The sequence below is a fragment of the Paenirhodobacter hankyongi genome (assembly GCF_003664585.1).
Lineage (GTDB): Bacteria > Pseudomonadota > Alphaproteobacteria > Rhodobacterales > Rhodobacteraceae > Rhodobacter > Rhodobacter hankyongi.
The window spans coordinates 1-22,642 of sequence record NZ_RCHI01000007.1 but is presented as its reverse complement, the minus strand read 5'-3'; the positions used below and the strand labels follow the sequence as shown (position 1 = coordinate 22,642).

16 protein-coding genes, 1 pseudogene and 1 riboswitch are annotated in these 22,642 nt (G+C 69.6%); of the genes and pseudogenes, 14 read left to right on the top strand and 3 right to left on the bottom strand.

Features of this window, described 5'->3' with window-relative positions; all coding sequences use genetic code 11:
• Position 1: 1 nt before the first annotated feature.
• The 10 genes from DYS74_RS08985 (at position 2) to atzF (ending at position 15,259) form a co-directional block, all read left to right on the top strand.
• Positions 2-565, top strand: a complete 564-nt coding sequence (locus DYS74_RS08985) for a hypothetical protein (protein ID WP_121533013.1) — start codon at positions 2-4, stop codon at positions 563-565.
• On the top strand, positions 507-1,988 hold the full coding sequence (locus DYS74_RS08980; protein ID WP_121533011.1) for a Y-family DNA polymerase: 1,482 nt from the start codon (positions 507-509) through the stop codon (positions 1,986-1,988). The genes DYS74_RS08985 and DYS74_RS08980 overlap by 59 nt, the downstream gene beginning before the upstream one ends.
• On the top strand, positions 1,985-5,476 hold the full coding sequence (locus DYS74_RS08975; protein WP_245965244.1) for an error-prone DNA polymerase: 3,492 nt from the start codon (positions 1,985-1,987) through the stop codon (positions 5,474-5,476). Before DYS74_RS08980 ends, DYS74_RS08975 begins: the two co-directional genes overlap by 4 nt.
• 167 nt (positions 5,477-5,643) lie before the next feature.
• Positions 5,644-5,749: riboswitch (guanidine-I (ykkC/yxkD leader) on the top strand.
• 80 nt (positions 5,750-5,829) lie between these two features.
• Complete coding sequence (locus tag DYS74_RS08970; RefSeq protein ID WP_121533009.1) at positions 5,830-6,897, top strand: putative urea ABC transporter substrate-binding protein; 1,068 nt, start codon at positions 5,830-5,832, stop codon at positions 6,895-6,897.
• A gap of 12 nt (positions 6,898-6,909) precedes the next feature.
• The gene (locus DYS74_RS08965; RefSeq protein ID WP_121533007.1) at positions 6,910-7,728 is read left to right on the top strand and encodes an ABC transporter permease; all 819 of its coding nucleotides are present in this window, start codon (positions 6,910-6,912) and stop codon (positions 7,726-7,728) included.
• On the top strand, positions 7,725-8,582 hold the full coding sequence (locus DYS74_RS08960; RefSeq protein WP_121533005.1) for an ABC transporter ATP-binding protein: 858 nt from the start codon (positions 7,725-7,727) through the stop codon (positions 8,580-8,582). The genes DYS74_RS08965 and DYS74_RS08960 overlap by 4 nt, the downstream gene beginning before the upstream one ends.
• On the top strand, positions 8,554-9,354 hold the full coding sequence (locus tag DYS74_RS08955; RefSeq protein ID WP_220668837.1) for an urea amidolyase associated protein UAAP1: 801 nt from the start codon (positions 8,554-8,556) through the stop codon (positions 9,352-9,354). Before DYS74_RS08960 ends, DYS74_RS08955 begins: the two co-directional genes overlap by 29 nt.
• Positions 9,355-9,364: 10 nt before the next feature.
• Positions 9,365-9,961 carry an urea amidolyase associated protein UAAP2 gene (locus DYS74_RS08950; RefSeq protein WP_121533003.1) on the top strand — a complete coding sequence of 199 codons (597 nt, stop codon included), beginning with the start codon at positions 9,365-9,367 and terminating at the stop codon, positions 9,959-9,961.
• Positions 9,962-9,965: 4 nt separating this feature from the next.
• Positions 9,966-13,466: a 5-oxoprolinase/urea amidolyase family protein gene (locus tag DYS74_RS08945; RefSeq protein ID WP_121533001.1), complete on the top strand. Its 3,501-nt coding sequence runs from the start codon at positions 9,966-9,968 to the stop codon at positions 13,464-13,466.
• The gene (gene atzF, locus DYS74_RS08940) at positions 13,466-15,259 is read left to right on the top strand and encodes an allophanate hydrolase (protein ID WP_121532999.1); all 1,794 of its coding nucleotides are present in this window, start codon (positions 13,466-13,468) and stop codon (positions 15,257-15,259) included. Before DYS74_RS08945 ends, atzF begins: the two co-directional genes overlap by 1 nt.
• 15 nt (positions 15,260-15,274) lie before the next feature.
• Here the strand turns inward: atzF and speB are convergent, their stop codons facing one another.
• Complete coding sequence (speB, locus tag DYS74_RS08935) at positions 15,275-16,219, bottom strand: agmatinase (RefSeq protein WP_121532997.1); 945 nt, start codon at positions 16,217-16,219, stop codon at positions 15,275-15,277.
• Between the two features lie 100 nt (positions 16,220-16,319).
• On the opposite strand from speB, the gene DYS74_RS08930 reads away from it, so the two are divergent.
• The 3 genes from DYS74_RS08930 (at position 16,320) to DYS74_RS08920 (ending at position 19,819) form a co-directional block, all read left to right on the top strand.
• Entirely contained in the window at positions 16,320-17,228 is a 909-nt protein-coding gene (locus tag DYS74_RS08930; RefSeq protein WP_121532995.1) for a LysR family transcriptional regulator, read from the top strand.
• Between the two features lie 94 nt (positions 17,229-17,322).
• Complete coding sequence (locus tag DYS74_RS08925; protein WP_121532993.1) at positions 17,323-18,672, top strand: esterase-like activity of phytase family protein; 1,350 nt, start codon at positions 17,323-17,325, stop codon at positions 18,670-18,672.
• A 121-nt stretch (positions 18,673-18,793) separates the two neighbouring features.
• Positions 18,794-19,819 (top strand): GlxA family transcriptional regulator, encoded by a 1,026-nt coding sequence (locus tag DYS74_RS08920; RefSeq protein ID WP_121532991.1) that lies wholly within the window; start codon positions 18,794-18,796, stop codon positions 19,817-19,819.
• A 340-nt stretch (positions 19,820-20,159) separates the two neighbouring features.
• Here the strand turns inward: DYS74_RS08920 and DYS74_RS08915 are convergent, their stop codons facing one another.
• A complete protein-coding gene (locus DYS74_RS08915) occupies positions 20,160-21,140 on the bottom strand; it encodes an ATP-binding protein (RefSeq protein ID WP_121532989.1) in 981 nt (326 codons plus the stop codon).
• 717 nt (positions 21,141-21,857) lie between these two features.
• Between DYS74_RS08915 and DYS74_RS08910 the strand changes: the two are divergent.
• A pseudogene (locus tag DYS74_RS08910) lies at positions 21,858-22,455 on the top strand (IS5 family transposase); the annotation flags it as partial.
• 36 nt (positions 22,456-22,491) lie between these two features.
• Here DYS74_RS08910 and DYS74_RS19060 read toward each other — a convergent pair.
• The coding region (locus tag DYS74_RS19060; protein ID WP_147435480.1) for an integrase core domain-containing protein at positions 22,492-22,642 on the bottom strand (151 nt) is incomplete at its 5' end.

Here is a 22,642-nt window from a genome sequence, read left to right as displayed (position 1 = left end):
CATGAGTGACACCCCGATCCCCGGTTACCCGCTGCGCCCCGGCCGCGTCCACGAGGTCTGCGGCCCCGGCGCCACCGCCTTCGCCGCGATCTGCGCCGCCCCGGGCACGGGGCCGGTGCTGTGGATCCGCGAGGCCCACAGCCGCGAGGCGCTGACCCCGCAGGGCCTGCTTCCCTTCCTCGACCCCGCCCGCCTGCTGATCGCCCAGACCCGCACGCAGGCCGACAGCCTTGCCGTGGCCGAGGAGGCGCTGAAGGACGGCACCGTGCCGCTGGTCGTGCTGGCCGTCACCCGCCCGCTCGATCTGCGCGAGGGGCGGCGGCTGCAGCTCGCCGCGGGCGCGGGCGGCGCCACCGGGCTGTGCCTGATCCCCGAGGGCATGGGCAGCAACGCCGCCGAGACGCGCTGGCGCGCCACGCCCCGCCTTGCGCCGCAACCGGGGCCGGACTCGACTCCGTTCCGCTGGGAAAGTATAAAGAACAAATCAGGAACAACGGGGGCCTGGGATGTTCTGTGGGAAGCAGCGACGCATCGTCTGCGTGTGGTTTCCCCGTCTCGCGAGTGACGGGGCGCTGCGCGCGCACCCGCTCGAGGGGCCCTTCGCGCTGACCCTGCGCCAGGGCAATGCCGAGCGGCTGCATTGCCTGAACCGCGCGGCCGAGGCGGCGGGGCTGTTTCGCGGCATGGCGCTGGCCGAGGCGCGGGTGTTCTGCGCTGCGCTGCAGACCCGCCCGGCCGATCTGCACCGCGAGGCACAGCTGCTGGCGGCGCTGCGCCGCTGGGCCACGCGCTACAGCCCCTGGGTCGGGCTCGAGGGCGAGGACGGGCTTGCCCTCGACATCACCGGCGCGGCGCATCTCTTCGGCGGCGAGGCGGGGGTGCTTGCCGATCTGCGCGCGCGGCTGTCGCGGGCGGGGTTCACTGCCTGCCTCGGCCTCGCCTCGAGCCGCGGCGCGGCCTGGGCGCTGGCCCATCACGGCGAGGGGGTGGCGCCGCCCGGCGCAGATCTTGCCGCGATCGCCGGGCTGCCGGTCGCGGCGCTGCGGCTCGCGCCCGAGACGGTGACGGCGCTGCAGCGGCTTGGCCTGCGCCACGTCGGCGATCTCGCCCGCACCCCGCGCGCGCCCCTCGCGCGCCGCTTCGGTGCCGCGCTGCTCGACCGGCTCGATGCCGCGACCGGCGCCACGCCCGAGCCCCTGACCCCGGGCGCCGAACCGCCCCGCTTCGCGCTGCGCCTGACCCTGCCCGACCCGATCGGCCTTGTGGCCGACGTGCAGGCCGGCACCGCGCGGCTGCTCGCGGCGCTGTGCGAGCGGCTCGCCGCGCAACAGGCCGGAGCGCGGGTGCTGCGCCTGACCCTGCGCCGCGTCGACCGCGACACGCAGGAGGTCGAGCTGCGCCTTGCCGCCGCGCTGCGCGACCCGGCGCGGATCTTGCCGCTTTTCACCCGCGGGATCGAGGCGGTGGACGCGGGCTTCGGCATCGACCAGCTGCGGCTCGAGGCGGTGCAGGTCGAGCCCCTGCCCGCCGAGCAGCTCGGCACGACCACCGCCCCGGGCGACCCGACCCGGCTTGGCGACCTGCTCAGCCGGATCGGCACCCGGATCGGGCTCGAGAACATCCTGCGTCTGCTGCCGGCCGACAGCCATGTGCCCGAGCGAGGCTTCCTCACCGCGCCGGCCGTCTTCTCGCGCCCCGCGAGCGGCTGGAACGCCCCGCGGCCGCGCCCGCTCGTCCTGTTCCCGCCCGAACCCGTCGCCGCGGCGGGCAGCACCCCGCCGCGCGCCTTCCGCTGGCGCCGGATGGCGCTCAGCACCGCCCGCGCCGAGGGGCCGGAACGGCTTGCCCCGGAATGGTGGTTCGACGATCCCGCCTGGCGCAGCGGGCTGCGTGACTATTGGCGGATCGAGACGTGGCAGGGCCGGCGGCTGTGGCTGTTCCACACCCCGCAGGAACCGGGCTGGTGGGTGCAGGGCGAATTCGCATGACCGCCCCGCCCCCGCCCGGGCCGCCCCGGCCGGCCGACGCGCCCGCGGCCGCCGGAACCGCAGTCCCGCCCCCCCACGCCGCCACCACCCCGCCCCCGGGCTTTCTCCTTGCCCGAAATACCTCGGGGGAGGCGCCGGCAGGCGCCGGGGGCAGCGCCCCCTCTGCCGCCCCCCTCACCGCCCCCCCGGCCTATGCCGAGCTCTGCATCACCTCGAACTTCACCTTCCTCACCGGCGCCTCCCACCCCGAGGAACTGGTGGTGCGCGCGGCCGAGCTCGGGCTTGCCGCCCTCGCGATCACCGACCGCAACTCGGTCGCGGGCGTGGTGCGGGCCTGGACCGCGCTGAAGGTGCTGCGCGAGGAGGCGCAGGCGGCGGTGCGCTCAACGCGGCAGGTCGACCCCTCCTCGCGGCAGGAGCTGTCGCCCGCCACGCCCTGCGCCGTGGCGCCCCCCGTCACCCTGCCGCGGCTGATCGCCGGGGCGCGGATCGTGCTGACCGACTGCCCGGTCGAATGGCTCGCCCTGCCGATCGACCGCGCCGGCTGGAGCGGGTTGACGCAGCTTCTGACCCTCGGCCGGCGGCGGGCACCGAAGGGCCAATGTGCGCTCGGGCTCGATGACCTGCTTGCCCGCGGCGCGGGGCTCGTGCTGATCGCGCTGCCGCCCGCCGACACGGCCGCCGCGCTTGCCCCCCTGACCCGGGTGCAGCGCCGCTTCCCGGGGCAGGTCTTCACCGGCGCCGCGCCGCGCTATGACGGCTCCGATCAGACCTGGTTCGATGCCTGCGCGGCGCTGGCGCTCGCCGCCTCGGCGCCGATGGTGGCCGTGGGCGATGTGCTGATGCACCGCGCCGCGCGCCGCCCGCTTGCCGATGTGCTCACCTGCCTGCGCGAGGGCGTCACCATTGACACGATCGGCACCCGCGCCCTGCCCAATGCCGAGCGCCGGCTGAAGGGCGCGCCCGACATGGCGCGGCTGTTCCGCCGCCACCCCGCCGCGCTGCGCCGCACGCTCGAGATCGCGGCGCGCTGCGCCTTCGATCTGGGCGAGCTCAGCTATCAATACCCCGACGAGGTCGAGAACGGCGAACCGCCGCAGGCCCGGCTCGAGCGGCTGACCCGCGAAGGCCTGGACCGGCGCTGCCCCGACGGCATCCCCGAGCGCTACCACGCCCTTGCCCGCAAGGAACTCGCTCTGGTCGGCGAGCTCGGCTATGCGCCCTATTTCCTCACCGTCCACGACATCGTCGCCTTCGCCCGCTCGCGCGCGATCCTGTGTCAGGGCCGCGGCTCGGCGGCGAATTCGATCATCTGCTGGGCGCTCGGCATCACCGATGTCAGCCCCGAGATGATCGGCATGGTGTTCGAACGCTTCATCTCGCGCCACCGCGGCGAACCGCCCGACATCGACGTCGATTTCGAGCACGAGCGGCGCGAGGAGGTGATCCAGTGGATCTATGCCCGCTATGGCCGCGAGCGGGCGGGCCTGTGCGCCACCGTCATCCATTTCCGCACCCGCGCCGCGATCCGCGAGGTGGGCAAGGTGATGGGGCTCTCGGCCGATGTCACGGCGGCGCTCTCGGGCCAGATCTGGGGCAGCTCGAACGCCGGGCCCGACCCCGCCCGGCTGCGCGAGATCGGGCTGAACCCCGACGACCGGCGCCTCGCCCGCACCGTCGCGCTGATCGCCGAGATCATCGGCTTTCCGCGCCATCTGAGCCAGCATGTCGGCGGCTTCGTCATCACCCGCGACCGGCTTGATGCGCTGTGCCCGATCGAGAACGCGGCGATGGAGGGGCGCACGGTGATCGAATGGGACAAGGACGACATCGACGCGCTCGGCATCCTGAAGGTCGACGTGCTCAGCCTCGGCATGCTCAGCTGCCTGCGCAAGGCCTTCGCGCTGCTCGCCGGGACCGGCGGGCCCACACTCACCCTTGCCAGCGTGCCGCAGGAGGACGGCGCCACCTACCGGATGCTGTCGCGCGCCGATGCCGTGGGGGTGTTCCAGGTCGAAAGCCGGGCGCAGATGAACTTCCTGCCGCGGATGAAGCCCGCCACCTTCTACGATCTGGTGATCGAGGTGGCGATCGTCCGCCCCGGCCCGATCCAGGGCGGCATGGTCAAACCCTATATCCGCCGCCGTCAGGGGCTCGAGGCGCCCGAACCCTTCGGCCCGGCGCTGGCCGCGGTCACCGCAAAGACCCTTGGCGTGCCGCTGTTTCAGGAACAGGCGATGCAGATCGCGGTGGTCGGCGCCGGCTATACCGCCGAGGAGGCCGACCAGCTGCGCCGCTCGCTCGCCTCGTTCCGCCGCATGGGCACGATCGGCGCCCATCACGCCCGCTTCGTCGGCGGGATGGAGGCGAACGGCTATCCGCGCGAGGTGGCCGAGGCCTGTTTCGCGCAGATCGAGGGCTTTGCCGATTACGGTTTCCCCGAAAGCCACGCCGCCGCCTTCGCGATGCTGACCTATGTCTCGGCCTGGCTGAAATGCCACCACCCGGCAATCTTCGCCTGCGCACTGCTGAACAGCCAGCCGATGGGCTTTTACGCCCCCGCCCAGATCGTGCGCGACCTGCGCGAGCACGGGGTCGAGGTGCGGCCGGTCTGCGTCAACCACTCGGGCTGGGACAACAGCCTCGAGCGGCGCGGTGACGGCCGGCTGGCGCTGCGGCTCGGCTTCCGGCAGATCCGCGGCTTTCGCGCGGAAGAGGCCGAGTGGATCGTCGCCGCTCGCGGCAACGGCTATCCCGACCCCGAAAGCCTGTGGCTACGTGCCGGCACCCGCGCCCCCACGCTCGAACGTCTGGCCGAGGCCGACGCCTTCGCCGGCATGGGGCTCACCCGGCGCGATGCGCTCTGGGCGGTGCGGGCGATCCGGGCGCCGGCGCCGCTGCCGCTCTTTGCCGATCCGCTCGATGGCGAGGGCGGGGCCGAGCCTGCGGTCGAGCTGCCGCCCATGCATCTGGGCGAGGAGGTGGTCGAGGATTACGTCGCGCTGCGCCTGACCTTGCGCGCCCATCCGATGGAGCTGTTGCGGCCCGGGATCGCGGGTCTGATCCCGGCGGCAGATCTTGCCACCGCGCCGCCGCAGCGGGTCTCGGTCTGCGGCCTCGTCATCACCCGACAGCGGCCCGGCACCGCTTCGGGGGTGATCTTCCTCACCCTCGAGGACGAGACCGGCACCGCGAATGTGGTGGTCTGGCGCGCGGTCTATGCCCGCTTCCGCCGCGCGGTGATCGGCGGGCGACTGCTGCGGGTGACCGGCCGGCTCGAGCGCGAGGGCATCGTCGTGCACCTGATCGCCGAGACGATCGAGGATCTGTCGCCGCGGCTTTCCGCGCTTGGCCATCCGCTCGACACGGTGGTCGGGCTGACCCGGCCCGAGGCGGACGATGCCCCCCGCCCCGCCCGCGTGCCTCCGCGCGCCCGCCACCCGCGCGAGCAGGCGAAACGGCTGTTTCCAAGCCGCGACTTCCATTGAGCCCCGGGCCGAGTCGCGCCTCGCCCCGTGCCGGAACTGCCGCATTTTTGCCCGCCGGCCGGAAATTGCGTCGCGCAGACGGGCAAGGCGCCCCCGCCCGCGCCGCACTGCCGCGCGGGGCGGGTGAAATCCTTGACCCATCCCGCCCCGCTTGGCGTCATGGGACCAGAGTTGGCGGCTAGGGTTCCGGCAGAGATGCGTCTGGTCCGAGAGCTGCCACCGGCGGGGGAGACATCCCCGTTCGGCGCACGGCGGGATAAAAACCCGGGAGACCTCGTCCAGCCAAGGGATTGGCGGAACGATGGTCCGTTCGTCCCTTCATGTATGCAGTTTGAACGTGAAAGGAACGACCCATGACGACCCGCCGCGCCACCCTTCTCGGCTCGCTCGCAACCCTGGCCGCCTTCGCCGTCTCGCCCGCCTTTGCCGCTCCGAAGACCGATTTCAAGGTCGCCTGGTCGATCTATGCCGGCTGGATGCCCTGGGGCTATGCCGCCGACCATGGCATCGTGCAGAAATGGGCCGACAAATACGGCCTGACGATCGAGGTCACCCAGTTCAACGACTATGTCGAGTCGATGAACCAGTACACCGCCGGCGCCTATGACGCGGTGACGCTGACCAACATGGACGGGCTGTCGATCCCGGCCGCGGGCGGCGTCGACACCACCGCGGTGGTGATCGGCGATTTCTCGAACGGCAATGACGCGGTGATCCTGAAGGGCAAGGACAGCCTGGCCGACATCAAGGGCCAGAGCGTCAACCTCGTCGAGTTCTCGGTCTCGGAATACCTGCTGGTGCGCGGGCTCGAAAGCGCCGGCATGACCGAGAAGGACGTCAAGGTGGTCAACACCGCCGATCCGGACATGGTCGGCGCCTTCCAGACCCCGGACGTGACCGCGATGGTGACCTGGAACCCGATGGTGTCGGAAATCGCCAAGCTGCCCGATGCCCATGTCGTCTTCGACAGCTCGAAGATCCCGGGCGAGATCATCGACATGATGGTGGCGAACACCGAGGTGCTGACGGAGAACCCCGATTTCGGCAAGGCCCTTGCCGGGATCTGGTATGACACCGTGACGCTGATGCAGGCGGACAGCGCCGAGGGCGCCGCCGCGCGCGCCGCCATGGGCGCCGCCTCGGGCACCGATCAGGCCGGGTTCGAGGAACAGCTTGCCGCGACGCGCCTCTTCGACAAGCCCGCCGATGGCGTCGCCTTCGTCACCTCGGCCGAGCTGCCGACCACGATGGACCATGTGCGCACCTTCCTCTTCGACAAGGGGCTGCTCGGCACCGGTGCGACCTCGGCCGATGCGATCGGCATCGAGATGCCCGGCGGCGCCGTGCTGGGCGACAGCGCGAACGTCAAGTTCCGCTATACCGACGCGTTCATGAAACTCGCCCGGGACGGCAAGCTGTAAGCGGGTCGGGCGATGCGGCTCATCAATGTCAGACCGCGACGGGGGACGGCAGTCCTCCTCGCCTGCCTGCCCTTCGTGGTGCTGGCGCTCGCCTATCTGGTGGGCTCGGCGGTGCGGCTGGCGGAAAACCCGAGTGACAAGCTGCTGCCGGCGCTGTCGACGATCGTGCAGACGGTGAAGCTCTACGCCTTCACCGCCGATCGCCGCACCGGGCTGTATCTGCTGTGGTCGGACAGCGCGGCAAGCCTTGGCCGGCTGTTCGCCGGCATCGGCATCGCCACGGCGCTCGCGCTGCTGCTGGGCCTACTGAACGGCATCCTGCCCGTGGTGCGCGCGGTGCTGGCGCCCTTCGTCGCCGTCGTCTCGATGGTGCCGCCGCTCGCGCTCTTGCCGATCCTGTTCATCGTGCTGGGCCTTGGCGAGGTATCGAAGGTCACGCTGATCGTGATCGGCGTCGCGCCGATCTTGATCCGCGACCTTGCGCTCTCGGCGCAGGCGCTGCCGCGCGAGCAGATCATCAAGGCCGAGACGCTCTCGGCCTCGACCTGGCTCATCGCGACCCGGGTGGTGCTGCCGCAGGTGCTGCCGCGGCTGATCGACAGCCTGCGGCTGCAGATCGGCCCGGCCTTCCTGTTCCTGATCGCGGCCGAGGCAATCTCGGCCGACTCGGGGCTGGGCTACCGGATCTTTCTGGTGCGCCGCTATCTCTCGATGGACGTGATCTTCCCCTATGTGGCCTGGATCACCCTGCTTGCCGTGGCGATGGACCTTGGCCTGACCGCCCTGCGCCGGCGGGTCTTCCCCTGGTCGGAGCTGGAGCGCGGCAGATGAGCGGCATCGAGATCCGGAACCTGTGGAAGGAATACGGCGATCAGGTCGTGCTGCAAAACGTCGATCTGACGATTGCGCCGCGCGCCTTCATCGCCCTCGTCGGCCCCTCGGGCTGCGGCAAGACCACCTTCCTGCGCATGCTGTTGGGACAGGAGGCGCCGACGCGCGGCACCATCACCCTTGATGGCGCACCGCTGCCGCACGAGCCCGGCCCCGACCGCGGCGTGGTGTTCCAGCGCTATTCGGTCTTTCCGCACATGACGGTGCTCGGCAATGTCATGGCCGGGCCCGAGCTGCGGGCAAGCCGCCTCCTCGGCCGCACCTTCGGCGTGCGCCGCCGCGCGATCGCAGACGAGGCGCACGCGATGCTGGCCGAGGTCGGGCTCGCCGGCAGCGAAGACAAGTATCCCGCCCAGCTTTCGGGCGGCATGCAGCAGCGCCTTGCCCTTGCGCAGGCGCTGATGATGAAGCCGAAGGTGCTGCTTCTGGACGAGCCCTTCGGCGCGCTCGATCCGGGCATCCGCTCCGACATCCACCGGCTGATGAAGCGGCTGTGGAACGAGGTGCCGATGACCGTGGTGATGGTGACGCATGACCTCAGGGAGGCCTTCACCCTCGCCACCCGGATCATCGCCTTCGAGCGCACCCGCGACCGTCCCGAGGAACGGCTGCGCTATGGCGCGACGATCACCAGGGACATCCTGATCTGGCCGCCGCGCAGTGCCGGCAAGACCACGATCTGGGACGCAGATCTCCTGCCCGGTCGGGACGACCCGACCATTCCGGGGCCCATCGCCGGGACGACCTGGCCCAAGGAGGAACCCGATGCTGACGCATATCCCCCGCTCCGCTGACGCCATCGCCGCCGACCGCGCGCGCTATGAGGAGCACCAGCGCAAGGGGCTGAACGCCGCGCCGAAGGCGCTTCCGGCGCCAAGCCCCCGCCCCGCCCCCGCGCCCGAGGGCGTGATCTGGGCCGAGACCGTGCCGGGGGGCTGGTATTACACCTGCCGGCTCGCCCGCGGCCAGAGCCTGCGGCTCGAGGCGGGCGGGCTGGGCGGCTCAGTCAGCCTGGCTGCCTGGTCCGCCGCCGACAGCTCGGAACGGCAGAACCTGCCCGACACCTGCAAGCTGCAATGGACGACCGACCTGAAGAAGGGCCGCGTGGTGTTTTCCGACATGGGGCGGGTGCTGTTCTCGATCACCGAGGATTCGGCGGGCGCAAACGACGCGCTGAGCGGCGGGATGCCGGCGCGCGCGCCCTTCACCCCCGCCTTCCGCTCGACGCGCGAGAACATGATCCTCGCCACCGCCAAGCTCGGCCTCGACAAGCGCGACCTGCCCGCGCTGCTGACCTTCTTCGCGCCGGTGCGCGTCGATGGCGAGGGGCAGTTCTTCTGGAACCCGGCGCTCCTGAACGGCGACGACTGGGTCGAGCTGCGCGCCGAGCAGGATCTGCTGATCGCGCTGTCGAACACCCGCCACCCGCTTGACCCGACGACGGGTCCGGAGGTTCCCTCCGTCCGCGCGACGCGCCTTGCCGCGCGTCCGATCGCCCAGGACGACCTGTGCCGCACCGCCACCGCCGAAGCCGTCCGCGGCTTCGAGAACACCGCACGCGCCTGAGGTCCCCTCCATGGAACAGATCCACGACATCCCCGCGAACCGCCCCTGGTCGGGCCTCGTCAAACAGGGCCAGACCATCCGCATCATCGACAGCTATGGCCAGCAGGCGATCGACACCCTCCTGTACAACGCCGCCGACACCGCCGAGCGCTATTCGAGCCAGGACACGATGCGGGTGCAGAACGGCGCCTATATCGAGAAGGGCACGCAGCTGATCTCGTCCGAGGGCAACCTGATGGCGACGATCATCGAGGCGACCTCGGGCCGGCACGACACCAATGCCGGCTGCTGCTCGCGCGAGAGCAACACCGTGCGCTTCGGCCACGAGACCTCGTATCTGCATGCCTGCCGCGAGAATTTCATTCTGGAATTCTCGAAATACGGGATGACCAAGCGCGACATCGTGCCGAACCTGAACTTCTTCATGAACGTGCCGATCAGCCAGAACGGCGCGATGACCATCGACGACGGCATCAGCCACCCCGGCGATTACATCGAGATGGAGGCGGCGATGGACCTGCTCGTCTTCATCTCGAACTGCCCGCAGATCAACAACCCCTGCAACGGCTTCGACCCGACGCCGATCCAGGTCGTGATCCGGGGGTAAGCCGATGTTCCAGAAGGTTCTTGTGGCGAACCGCGGCGAGATCGCGGTGCGCATCATCCGCACGCTGAAGACGATGGGGATCGCCTCGGTCGCGGTCTATTCCGACGCCGACCGCTTCGCCCCCCATGTCGCCCTTGCCGACGAGGCGGTGCGGCTTGGGCCGGCGCCGGCGGCCGAAAGCTATCTGCAGATCGAGGCCGTGGTGCAGGCCTGCCGCGACACCGGCGCCGAGGCGGTGCATCCGGGCTACGGGTTTCTGAGCGAGAACACCCGCTTTGCCGCGGCGCTGGCGGCGGCGGGGGTGGCCTTCATCGGCCCGCGCCCCGAGCAGATCGAGGCCTTCGGGCTGAAGCACACCGCGCGGGAGATCGCCGCGCGGGCCGGTGTGCCGCTGCTTCCGGGCACCGGGCTTCTGCCCGATGCCGAGGCCGCCGCGACCGAGGCCGCCCGCATCGGCTATCCGGTGATGCTCAAATCCACCGCCGGCGGCGGCGGCATCGGCATGAGTCTGTGCGCCGACGAGGCCGCGCTGCGCGCGGCCTTCGCCAGCGTCGAGCGCACCGCACAGGCCAGCTTCGGCGACGCCCGCGTCTATCTCGAACGCTTCGTCGCCGATGCCCGCCATGTCGAAGTGCAGATCTTCGGCAACGGGCGCGGCCGGGCGGTGGCGCTTGGCGAGCGCGACTGCTCGTTGCAGCGGCGCAACCAGAAGGTGCTCGAGGAAACCCCCGCCCCGGGCCTGCGCCCCGAGATCCGCGCCCGGCTGCACCGCGCCGCCGAGGAACTCTGCGCCGAGGTCGGCTATGCCTCGGCCGGCACCGTCGAATTCATCTACGACCCGGCGCGCGAGGAATTCTATTTCCTCGAGGTCAACACCCGCCTGCAGGTCGAACACCCGGTGACCGAGGCGGTGCTGGGCATCGACCTGGTCGAGTGGATGGTGCGTCAGGCGGCGGGCGAGGACCCGATCCCGGCCACCCTGCCCGCCCCGCAGGGCGCCGCGATCGAGGCCCGGCTTTACGCCGAGATGCCGCATGCGGGCTTTCGCCCCTCGGCCGGGCGGCTGACCGAGGTGCATTTCCCCGAGGACGCCCGTGTCGATGGCTGGATCGCCACCGGCACCGAGGTGACGCCCTTCTACGACCCGATGCTGGCGAAGATCATCGTGCATGGCGCCAGCCGCGCCGAGGCGATCGCGAAGCTCGGCACGGCGCTGGCCGCCACCCATGTCTCGGGGATCGAGACCAACCTCGACTATCTGCGCGCGATTGCGGGATCGGATCTCTTCGCCTCGGGCAAGGTGGCGACGACGGCGCTTGCGGGCTTTGCCTTCGCCCCCGAGGGGATCGAGGTGCTGGCGCCGGGCGCACAAAGCTCGGTGCAGGAGCTGCCGGGCCGGCTCGGGCTGTGGGGCGTGGGCGTGCCGCCCTCGGGGCCGATGGACCCGCGCGCGCATCGCAACGCGAACCGCCTGCTCGGCCAGCACCCCGACACCACGACGCTCGAGATGACGGTGGCCGGCCCGACGCTGCGCTTCCTGCGCGCCGCCCGGGTGGCGATTGCCGGGGCGCGGATGGCCCTGACCCTTGACGGCGTGGCGGTCGAGGGCCCGGTGCTCGAGGTGCCCGCCGGTGCGACGCTGGCGATCGGCCGGGTCGCGGGGCCGGGCCAGCGCGCCTATCTCGCCGTTGCCGGCGGGTTCAAGGTGCCCGAAGTGCTCGGCTCGCGCGCGACCTTCGCGCTTGGCCATTTCGGCGGCCATGCGACCGGCACGCTGAAGACCGGCGACGTGCTGCATGTGGGCCGCGTGGCGCAGGACGCCCCGGCCGCGCCCGAGCCTGCCGAGCTGACCGAGGACTGGGAGCTGGAGCTTGTCTACGGCCCGCATGGCGCGCCCGACTTCTTCCGCGAGAGCGACATCGAGACCCTCTTTGCCACCGCCTATGAGGTGCATTTCAACTCTGACCGCACCGGCGTGCGGCTGATCGGCCCGGCGCCCGACTGGGCGCGCACGGATGGCGGCGAGGCCGGGTTGCACCCCTCGAACCTGCACGACAACGCCTATGCCATCGGCGCGATCGACTTCACCGGTGACATGCCGATCATCCTCGGCCCCGACGGGCCGAGCCTTGGCGGTTTCGTCTGCCCGGGTGTGGTCAGCACCGCCGACCGCTGGAAGCTGGGTCAGCTGAAGCCCGGCGACCGGGTGCGCTTCCGCCCCGCCGCGCGCCGCGCCGACCCGGTCGCGGGCCCGGCAATCGCCCGGCTCGGCTCGCCGCTGGTCGGTGCACTGCCCGACGCCCCGGTGCCTGTCGCCTATCGCCGGCAGGGGGACGAGAACCTGCTGGTCGAATACGGGCCGATGAGCCTCGACATCGGGCTCAGACTGCGGGTGCAGCTTCTGATGCAGGCGGTCGAGGCGGCCGGTCTGCCGGTGATCGACCTCACCCCCGGCATCCGCTCGCTGCAACTGCACTACGACACCGCGAAGATCTCGCGCCCCGACCTGCTGCGCGAGCTGGCGGCGATCGAGGCCCGGCTGCCCGCGGCCGAGACGGTGAAGGTGCCGACCCGCACGGTCTGGCTGCCGCTCTCTTGGAACGACCCGCAGGCGGAACTTGCGATGCGCAAGTATCAGGAGCTGGTGCGGCCGAACGCGCCCTGGTGTCCCTCGAACATCGAGTTCATCCGCCGCATCAACGGGCTTGCGGACGAGGCCGCGGTGCAGCGCACGATCTTCGACGCGCGCTATCTGGTGATGGGGCTGGGCGATGTCTATCTCGGCGCGCCGGTGGCGACGCCGGTCGATCCGCGCCACCGGCTGGTGACGACGAAATACAACCCCGCCCGCACCTGGACACCGGAGAACGCGGTGGGCATCGGCGGCGCCTACATGTGCATCTATGGCATGGAGGGACCGGGCGGCTATCAGCTTTTCGGCCGCACCATCCAGATGTGGAACACTTGGCAGCGCACCCCGGCCTTTGCCGACACGCCCTGGCTGCTGCGCCATTTCGATCAGGTCCGCTTCTTCCCGGTCAGCCACGCGGAACTGACCGAGGCGCGCGAGGCCTTCCCGCATGGCCGCTACGACCTGCGCATCGAGGAGGGCACCTTCGACTGGGCGGCCGAGAAGGCCGCGCAGGACAGCGCCGGCACCGCCGCCTTCAAAACCCGCCAGCAGGCCGCCTTCGAGGCCGAGCGGGCGCGCTGGAAGGCCGAGGGGCTCGACCAGTTCGTCGCCGACGAGGGCGGCGTCTTCGAGCAGGCCGCGGTCCCCGAGGGCTGCACCGGTGTCGAAAGCCCGGTGCCCGGCAACGTCTGGAAATACCTCGTCGAACCCGGCACCCGCCTTGCCGCGGGCGATCCCGTCGCCATCGTCGAGTCGATGAAGATGGAGATCACCGTCCACAGCCCCGCCGCCGGCCGCCTGCGCGAGACCCGCGCCGCCCCCGGCCGCACCGTTCATGCCGGCGACGTGCTGGCCATTCTGGAGACCGACTGATGCAGCTCCCCGACATGATGACGATCGCGGCGCTTCGCGCGGCCTATGCCGCCGGCGCCACGCCCCTTGAGGTGATCGAGGAGGTGATCGCCCGGCGCGACGCGCTGGCCGACCGCGCCGTCTTCATCACCGAAACCCCGGCCGAGAGCCTGCGCGCCGAGGCGAAGCGTCTGGCCGAGCGCGGCCCCGAGGGCCTGCCGCTCTACGGCATCCCCTTCGCGGTGAAGGACAATATCGACGTCGCCGGGCTGCTGACCACGGCCGCCTGCCCGGCCTTCGGCACCTCGCCCGCGCGCGACGCGACGACCGTCGCGCGGCTGCGTGCGGCGGGCGCGATCGTGATCGGCAAGACCAACCTCGACCAGTTCGCGACCGGGCTGAACGGCACCCGCTCGCCCTTCGGCGCGCCGCGCTGCGTGTTCGATGCCGACTATGTCTCGGGCGGCTCGTCCTCGGGCTCGGCGGTGGCGGTGGCCTCGGGGCTGTGCGCCTTCTCGCTCGGCTCCGACACCGCGGGTTCGGGCCGGGTGCCGGCGATGTTCAACAACCTCATCGGGCTGAAGCCGAGCCCCGGGCTCGTGCCGAACACCGGCTGCGTGCCGGCCTGCCGCTCGGTCGATGTCATCACCGTCTTCGCCGGCACCGTCGACGAGGCGGCCGAGGTGCGCCGGCTGATCGAGGGCCTTGACCCCGCCGATCCGTTCTCGCGCAAGGCCGCGCCCGTCGCCCTGCCCGCCCGTCCGCGCATCGGCGTGCTGACCGCGGCCGAGCGCGAGTTCTACGGCAATGCCGAGGTCGCGGCCGCCTATGACGCCGCCTGCGCCCGCGCCGAGGCGCTTGGCGCGACGCTCGTCCCCTTCGACTATGCCCCCTTTCGCGAGGCGGCGGCGCTGCTTTACGACGGGCCCTGGGTCGCCGAACGTCTGGCCGCGGTCGAGGCGTTCCTCGCCACAAACGCGGACGACTTCGAACCCACGGTGCGCAAGATCATCGAGGGCGCGAAGGGGCGCAGCGCGGTCGAGGCCTTCCGCGGCCTCTATCGCCTGAACGAGCTGCGCCAGCAGGTCGCGCCGACCTGGGAGGCGGTGGACATGCTGCTGCTGCCGACCTCGCCCACCCGCGCGACGGTGGCCGAGATGCTGGCCGATCCGATCGGGCGGAACAGCCAGTTCGGCCTTTACACCAACTTCGCGAACCTTCTGGGATACGCCGCGATCGCGGTGCCGGCGGGGTTCGGCGCCTCGGGCCTGCCCGTGGGGGTGCAGCTGGTGGGGCCGGCCTTCTCGGACGAGGCGCTGGTGCCCTTCGCGGGCGCGATGCACGCGGCCGCCGCCTGCGGCATGGGGCGCGACCGCACGGCGCCGGTGCCCGCGCCGGCCGAGCCGCGCCTGCCCGAGGGCTGGTGCACGCTCGCCGTCGTCGGCGCGCATCTGAGCGGCATGCCGCTGAACCGCGAGCTGACCGGCCCCGGCGGGCGGTGCCTTGGCACGGCGCGCAGCGCGCCCGGCTATCGGCTCTATGCGCTGGCGGGCACGGTGCCGGCGAAACCGGGGATGGTGCTCGACCCGGCGTTTGCCGGCCCGGGCATTGCGCTCGAGCTCTGGGCGCTGCCGCCCGCCGCCTTCGGCACCTTCGTCGCCGCGATCCCGGCGCCGCTCGGCGTCGGCAAGGTGACGCTTGACGACGGCCGGCAGGTGACGGGCTTCCTGTGCGAGGCCCATGCGCTCGCGGGCGCCGAGGAGATCACCGGCTTCGGCGGCTGGCGCGCCTATTGCGCGGCGAAGGCGGGCTGAGCCCGCCCCGCCTCTTCAGCGCGCCGCGAAGATCCGGCCGAGCGTGTTGAGCAGGATCTGCGCGGCGAGGATCGCGGTGGTGCCGGTGTGGTCGTAATCCGGCGCCACCTCGACCAGATCGATGCCGACGATCGTGCCGCGCCTGGCCAGCCCCGCGACGATGTCGAGCACCTCGTAATACTGGAAGCCGCCATGGCTTGGCGTGCCGGTGCCCGGCGCGATCGAGGGGTCGAAGCCGTCGATGTCGAGCGTCAGGTAATAGCGCCGCCCCGCCGGGATCCGCTCGAGCACCGCCTCGATGCCGAGCCGGCGCACCATCCGCACCGAGAGGATGTCCGAGCCCATCGCCTGCGCCGCCTCGTAGCCCTCCTTCGCGGTCGAGGAGACATTGCGGATGCCGATCTGGGTCATCCCCTCGACCCAGGGCTTCTCGGCCGCGCGGCGCATCGGGTTGCCGTGGCCGACCCGCACGCCATGCCGCTCGTCGACGAAATCGAGATGCGCGTCGATCTGCACCACATGCACCGGCGCCTCGTCGGAAAAGGCGTTGATGCAGGGGATGTTGATCGAGTGATCGCCGCCCAGCACCACCGGCAGCGCACCCGCGCGCAGGATCGCGCGCACGCCGGCCTCGATATTCGCGTGGCTTGCCGCGGTGTCGGTGTGGATGATGTCGGCATCCCCGATGTCGACGATGCGCACGCCGTCGAGATAGGTCGTGTCGTCGTCGAAATCATAGGCCCCGGCATGGCCGAAGGCGAAGAGCGTCGAGGCCTCGCGGATGCCGCGCGGGCCGAACCGGGTGCCGGCGCGCCATTGCGTGCCGCAGTCGAAGGGCGCGCCCATCACCGCCACATCGGCGTCGATCCGGCTCCAGTCCGGCTCGTAGGGCGATTTCGCGAAGGTGGAGATGCCGACGAAGGGCAGATTCAGCCGGCCGCTCTCGTAACCATGTGCCATCGGGGGTCCTTTCCGCAGGGCTTTGCACCAAGGGATGACACGGGGCATTGCGCCCGAAAATACGGAACATATGATCTTCACATCGGAAAGGTTGATGTGAATGAAGATTGCCAACACCGATCTGCGCGCCCTCGCCGTGTTCCGCGCGGTGGTCGAGCACGAGGGTTTCGCCGGCGCGCAGATCGCGCTTGGCCTGTCGCAATCGGCGATCAGCTTTCACGTCAAGGCGCTCGAGGAGCGGCTTGGCTTCGCGCTGTGCCGCCGCGGCCGCGGCGGTTTTGCCCTGACCGAGCGCGGCGCGCTGGTCCATGCCCGCTCGGACGCGCTGTTCCTCTCGCTCGACGCCTTCGAGAGCGAGGTCGGCCGGCTGCGCGACCGGATCACCGGCACGCTGCGGATCGGGATGATCGACAACACGGTGACCGACAGCGGATTGCCGCTGCCGCAGGTGATCGGCCGGATCGGCGCGCGGGCGCCCGAGGCGCGGCTCGACATCGCCATGGCCGACCCCGAGACGCTGGTGGCGCGACTGGCCGGCGGTGCGCTCGATCTGGCGATCCTGCCCGAGACACGGCTTGCCGAGGGGCTGCGGCTGAGCCCGCTGCACGAGGAGCGCCACCTGCTCTATTGCGGCCGCGGCCATCCGCTGTTCCCGCGCGCGGCCGAGGTCACCGAGACCGCCGAGATCGCGCGCTGGCCCTTCGTCGGCCGGCCCTATGCGAACCAGCGCGAGCTTGGCCCCTTCCCGGGCGCGGTGATGCCGGCCAGTGCCGCGAACATGGAGGCGCAGGCGATGTTCCTGCTTTCGGGGCGCTACATCGGCTATCTGCCGGCGCATTACGCGAAGACCCATGTCGCGGCTGGAGAGTTGCGCGTCCTGGGCCCGGGCTTCCCCCTGAGCTCGCGGCTGATGCTGGCGACGCGGGCCGGGGTGCGGGCGACGCCGCTGCAGGATCTGTTCCTGCGCGAGCTGGTCGCTGCCGTCGCGGCCCAGGCGAGTGCGGGCTAAGCGCTACATTTCCTTCAAGAAATCATCGCTCACGTTTTGCGTGATCGTCATTTGGCACCGCTAGCTCCTGCCTCATCAATCACAGGAGACACGGATGTCCTTCAAAATCGCCCTGCTGGCGAGCTGCACCGCGCTTGCCACCCCCGCCCTCGCCGAAGAGGTCTTCCCGGCGACGCTTGCCGGCCACGCCTTCCTGCCGGCGCTGTCGCTCGTCGCGCCGCCCGCCGATGCGCCGCGCGATCTGTGGGTCTCGGGCAAGTTCACCGGCACCACCCGCAACGAGGTGCCGATGAGCGTGATGGGCAATGTCGGCAAGAGCTATGGCGGCCACGAGACCGGCATCGCCCTGCCCTTCATCGGCCAGCCGGTGCAGGGGATGTCGGGCTTCGCGATGAACCGCGCCGAGGATGGCAGCTGGTTCGCGCTGACCGACAACGGTTTCGGCTCGAAGGCGAACAGCCCCGATGCGATGCTGTTCTTCCACCGCATGGCGCCCGATTTTGCCACCGGCACGGTGACCCGCAAGGAAACCATCTTCCTGCACGACCCCGACCACAAGGTGCCGTTCCGCATCGCCAACGAAGGCACCGACAGCCGCTATCTGACCGGCGCCGATTTCGACCCGGAAAGCCTGCAGTCTCTCGACGGCACGTTCTGGATCGGCGAGGAGTTCGGCCCCTATCTGCTGCATGTGGCGGGCGACGGCGCGATCCTGGACGTGATCCCGACGCGGCTTGACGGCGCGGTTCTGGCCGGCCCCGACACCCCCGGCGTCAAGGTTCCGGCCGAGGCGGGCAAGGATTATCAGGTGCAGCGCTCGGGCGGGTACGAGGGCATGGCGCTGCAGCCCGGCACCAACCTGCTCTGGGCGATGCTGGAAAAGCCGCTGCTGGTGGCCGGCGGCGGCACCGAGGGCGATTTCCTGCGGGTGATGACCTTCGATCCGGCGAAGAAGGACTGGACCGGTGACAGCTTCAAGTTCCGCCTCTCCGAAGGCGCGACGGCGATCGGCGATTTCAACTTCATCGACGCCACCCATGCGCTGGTGATCGAGCGCGACAACGGCGAGGGCGATGCGGCCAGGGCCTGTGCCGCGGGCGCGACCGACACCTCGGCCTGCTACCCGATCCCGGCGAAGGTGAAGAACATCGTTCTGCTCGACACCGCCTCGATCGACGCCGACGGCTACATCCGCCGCATCGGCCATATCGACCTGCTGAACATCGCCGATCCCGAGGGCAAGGCGCTCGCCGGGATGAAGCCCGCCGCGGGCCCCTTCACCTTCCCGTTCTTCACCATCGAGGACGTGGCGCGGGTGGACGAGACCCACATCCTGGTGGCGAATGACAACAACCTGCCGTTCTCGGGCGGGCGCGAGGTCGGCACGGCGGCGAACAACGAGTTCATCCTGCTCTCGGTGCCGGACCTGCTCTCGGCGAAGTAAGCCCCGTCACCCGCAACAGGCCGGCGGCCCACGGGGCGCCGGCCACCTCCCCCGCCCGATCCCCTGTCACCGCGCCCGCCGAGGTGCTAGAGCGGTGAGGACAGGCGGAAGGGGAGCGGTCATGCCCACAGACGACACCATCGTACCCCTCGGGGCGGCCTATTTCCCGGTGCCCGCGGGCAGCCCGACGCGCTCCTATGCCTTCCTGCTCGTGCCCGGCTTCACCCTTCTCGCCTTCAGCTCGGCGGTCGAGCCCCTGCGCATCGCCAACCAGCTCTCGCAGCAGCCGCTCTACCGCTGGCAGCTGATGTCGGAAACCGGCGCACCGGTCGCAAGCTCGTCCGGAATCTCGGTCTGCGTCGATGCCCCGATCGGACCGATGGACCGCGCCACCCGCGCCTTCGTCTGCGCCGGCAATCCGCCCTCGGCCGCGGCCGCGCCGAAGGTGGTGGCCGCGATCCAGCGCCACGCCCGCTTCGGCGGCGCCGTCGGCGGGATCTGCACCGGCGCCGTGGCACTTGCCGCGGCCGGCCTGCTCGAGGACCACGCCTTCACCCTGCACTGGGAGAACCAGCCCACCTTCCGCGAGGATTTCCCCGCGCTCTGCCCCTCGGCCAACCGCTTCGAGATCTCGGGCCCGGTGATGACCTGCGGCGGCGGGGCGGCGGCGACGGACATGATGCTGTCGCTCATTGCCGAGGACCACGGGGCGGAGTTTTCCGCGATGGTCTCCGAGATGTGCCTGCGCAAGGTGATGGTCGGCATCGAGAAGGAACAGCGCAGCTCGCTTTCGGTGCTGATCCGCTCGCGCAATCCGGGCCTGCTGAACATCGTCACGCTGATGAATGCCCATATCGAGGACCCGCTGACGCTTGACGACCTGTCGCGCGTGGCGGGCTATTCGCGGCGCCATATCGAGCGGATGTTCCTGTCGGTCCTGGGCGAGACCCCGGGCGAGTTCTATCGCGGGATCCGCCTCGACCACGGCCGCACGCTGCTGTCGACCACCGACATGGGGCTGCTCGAGGTGGCGCTGGCCTGCGGCTTCGGCTCGGTCGCGCATTTCTCGAAGAGCTTCAAGGCGCGTTTCGGCACCGCCCCGACGAAGTTCAACCGCACCATCCGCGGCGCGCGCAAGACACGCTGACACAGTGGCCCGGACGTGACACGGCCCCGGGCGGGCGTGCCGCGACGGGGCCTGAATGTCATCCGCTGAAAACACCATCAACGCCGGATGGCGTTGAAATCGCTTTCTGATTTTCGGTGGAATGTCGCTGAACCCATATGTATGCCGATCCTCGTGAAAGCCCGCTCGAATCACACGTAATACATTGAACTAAAATGTGTTTTCAGAGCGCCGCACAAATTTACCCAATTACGTGCCGATTTGGAGCATTTGCGTGCAGATTCAGCCCGAGCCTATGCGCAAGAAAAAGCCCGTGCTTTCGCACGTGCCTGACCAAAAGCACCTCAGTCTGAGGCGTGAATTACCTCCGCTCGGGCGCCTTTTGCCTCTCCCAAAGCTCGAACATGTTCTCCCCCTTGAAGAGCCGTTCGTACTCCTCGACCGAGAACGGCGAATATCCCGGCGAGAGGCCGGTGCGCGCGGTGAAGGCCCGGCAGAAGTGCTCAGACAGAGGGTCTCGCTCTCCGGCTTGCGTGGCTTCGACGCAGGCTTCGATCAGAAGCTCGATCACCAGGCCCCACCGATGTCCGCAGGCGATCGCAAGGCGGCGAAAGAAGTCGAGTGCGGCGAGTCCCGAGAAATCCAATCCCGCGCGATCGGCATAGGCGAAGCAAAGCGCGTTAAGCTCGGCCTGATCCTCGGCACGCGCCAGTGAGATTTCCTGGAACGCGATGGGGCGCAGAAGATAGGCGAGCTGTTCCTCGGTATTGATGTGACCCACCAACTCATCGACGCCGGAGAGGATCAGCATAAGCGGCCAGTCCGGGTTTTTCAGCAGGGACTTGAAGCTGTCGAGAATCATCGCCCTGCCCTCAGCACTCCGCTTGGGAAAGATATGCTGGCACTCGTCGTAATGGATCCCGTGCACGCCTTGGGCGCGAGCCTGAAAACAGACGAGATCCCAGATTTGCCGTTGCGTCATCTTTCCGCGCGTGGGCATCTGCAACCCTTCGCGCAGGGTATGAACCCCGAGATCCTTCCAGGTGAGCGAACCGGCCAGAACGACACTGACGATCCGGGCCGGTCGGCCGTCGGGCATCCGTGTCTGGCCATCATTGACCTGCGCCAACAGGTGCTGGATCTCGGCGGATTTTCCGGTGCGGCAGGGACCGGTCACGAGAAGGCCGCGCGCCTCGAACCGGCGATCGAGCGCCGCCTTCGACCAATAGTCGGTCAGCATCCACTCGAGCCCTTCGCGCAGTAGATCCGCGCGCGGGAAGGCATAATGGGCGCCCCGAAGAGCGACGAGGGCCGAGGCTGTGCCGGGCTTCACGAAACTCATTGCAGCTTGCCCTCGGTGTTCGGGCGCGCGAACACCTGCGGGGTATCTTCGGCACCCTCAGGCGGCTCCAGGTCGCCCGAAAGTCATGACCGCCGAGCGGGAAACCGTAGCTGCACAGATGCTCGCCAAGGGGAAACGCGGCGAATCTGTCTTAAGCCTTCTAAGGGCACTCGATGGGCCGCCGATCAGCCTGTCAGCCTACTACAGCTGGCAGAAGGCCTGGCTCGCAGGCGGTAAATCGTCAGGATCAAGCCGAACGGTTCAGCTTGGCTAAGTGGAGCGATGCATTGGGACGTGCTCGGAAGGCCACGTTGAGCAATCGAGGGCTCGCGGGCCGGAGCATCTGCGCAAAGCGGGCTGACCCGAGCAATCTTAGATCCGCGAGCCCGTGCTCAGAGCGAGCGCTCGCTGATCTGCCAGCGCCCCAATCCGTATCGGGGCATCCGCTTCTGCATTCACGCAGCCCCGGCCCGGCTCCCAGATCAGTGGCCCCACAACCGAGGCCAGCAAACGTAGGCGAATTCTCATTGCTGTTCATTTTCGTGCCAGTCACGGATGGTTCTGGTCAGGCTTGATAACGCGAATCCACGGCTGGTCCGGATATCAAGCATGGCAAAACTCTCAGCGAACTTCACAGCACTTTCCCCGTCCAAGGGCTCTGTTGCGCAAATCCTGTGAGGGATTCATCTTGTGAATCCAGCATGGTAGCTGGGAAGCATGAGCAGACCGACACCACCGACCTACAAGACCAGAAACTGGCCAGCCTATAACGAAGCGCTCAAGCGGCGGGGCTCGCTGACGATCTGGTTCGACCCCGAGATGATTTGGGAGGCCGCGCCGACCGGCAGGCGTGGCCGCTAGCAGAGCTATAGCGACGCCGCCATCCAGATATGAGGAGGATCAGAAAACAGTCCGGGGGACTGTTTTCCCGACGATTGGCCTTTCGATGAAGGTGTTGTTCGGCATGGCTCTTCGGCAGACAACCGGGTTCATCGAGAGTCTGCTACGGCTGGTCGGTCTCGACTGGGCGGTGCCCGACTTCAGCACCCTGTCTCGTCGCCAGAAGAGCCTGGCTGTGAACATCCCGTATCGCGGCTCCAAGGGGCCATTGCACCTTCTTGTCCGCAGCACAGGGATCAAGGTCCAAGGTGAAGGCGAATGGCACGCGCGCAAACATGGCGGCCCCAAACGGCGGGTCTGGCGCAAAATCCACCTCGGGGTCGACGAGCAAACACTGGAGGTCCGGGCCGTTGAGATCACCGGGAGCCACATCGGCGATGCGCCGGTGCTACCCGATCTGCTCAGCCGGATCCCCGAGAGCCATGTATCGACCCAGCGGAATCTGCTCAGTTTAAGCCGCTAATCTGAATGCCTCGGCAGGTGTGCGCATGGCAAGGGCCTGATGAGGGCGGCGGTTGTTGTAGAAGCTGATCCAGTCACCGATGACGCGGGTCGCGTGCTGGATGCTCTCGAAGCGATGGCGATGAACGCATTGCTCCTTG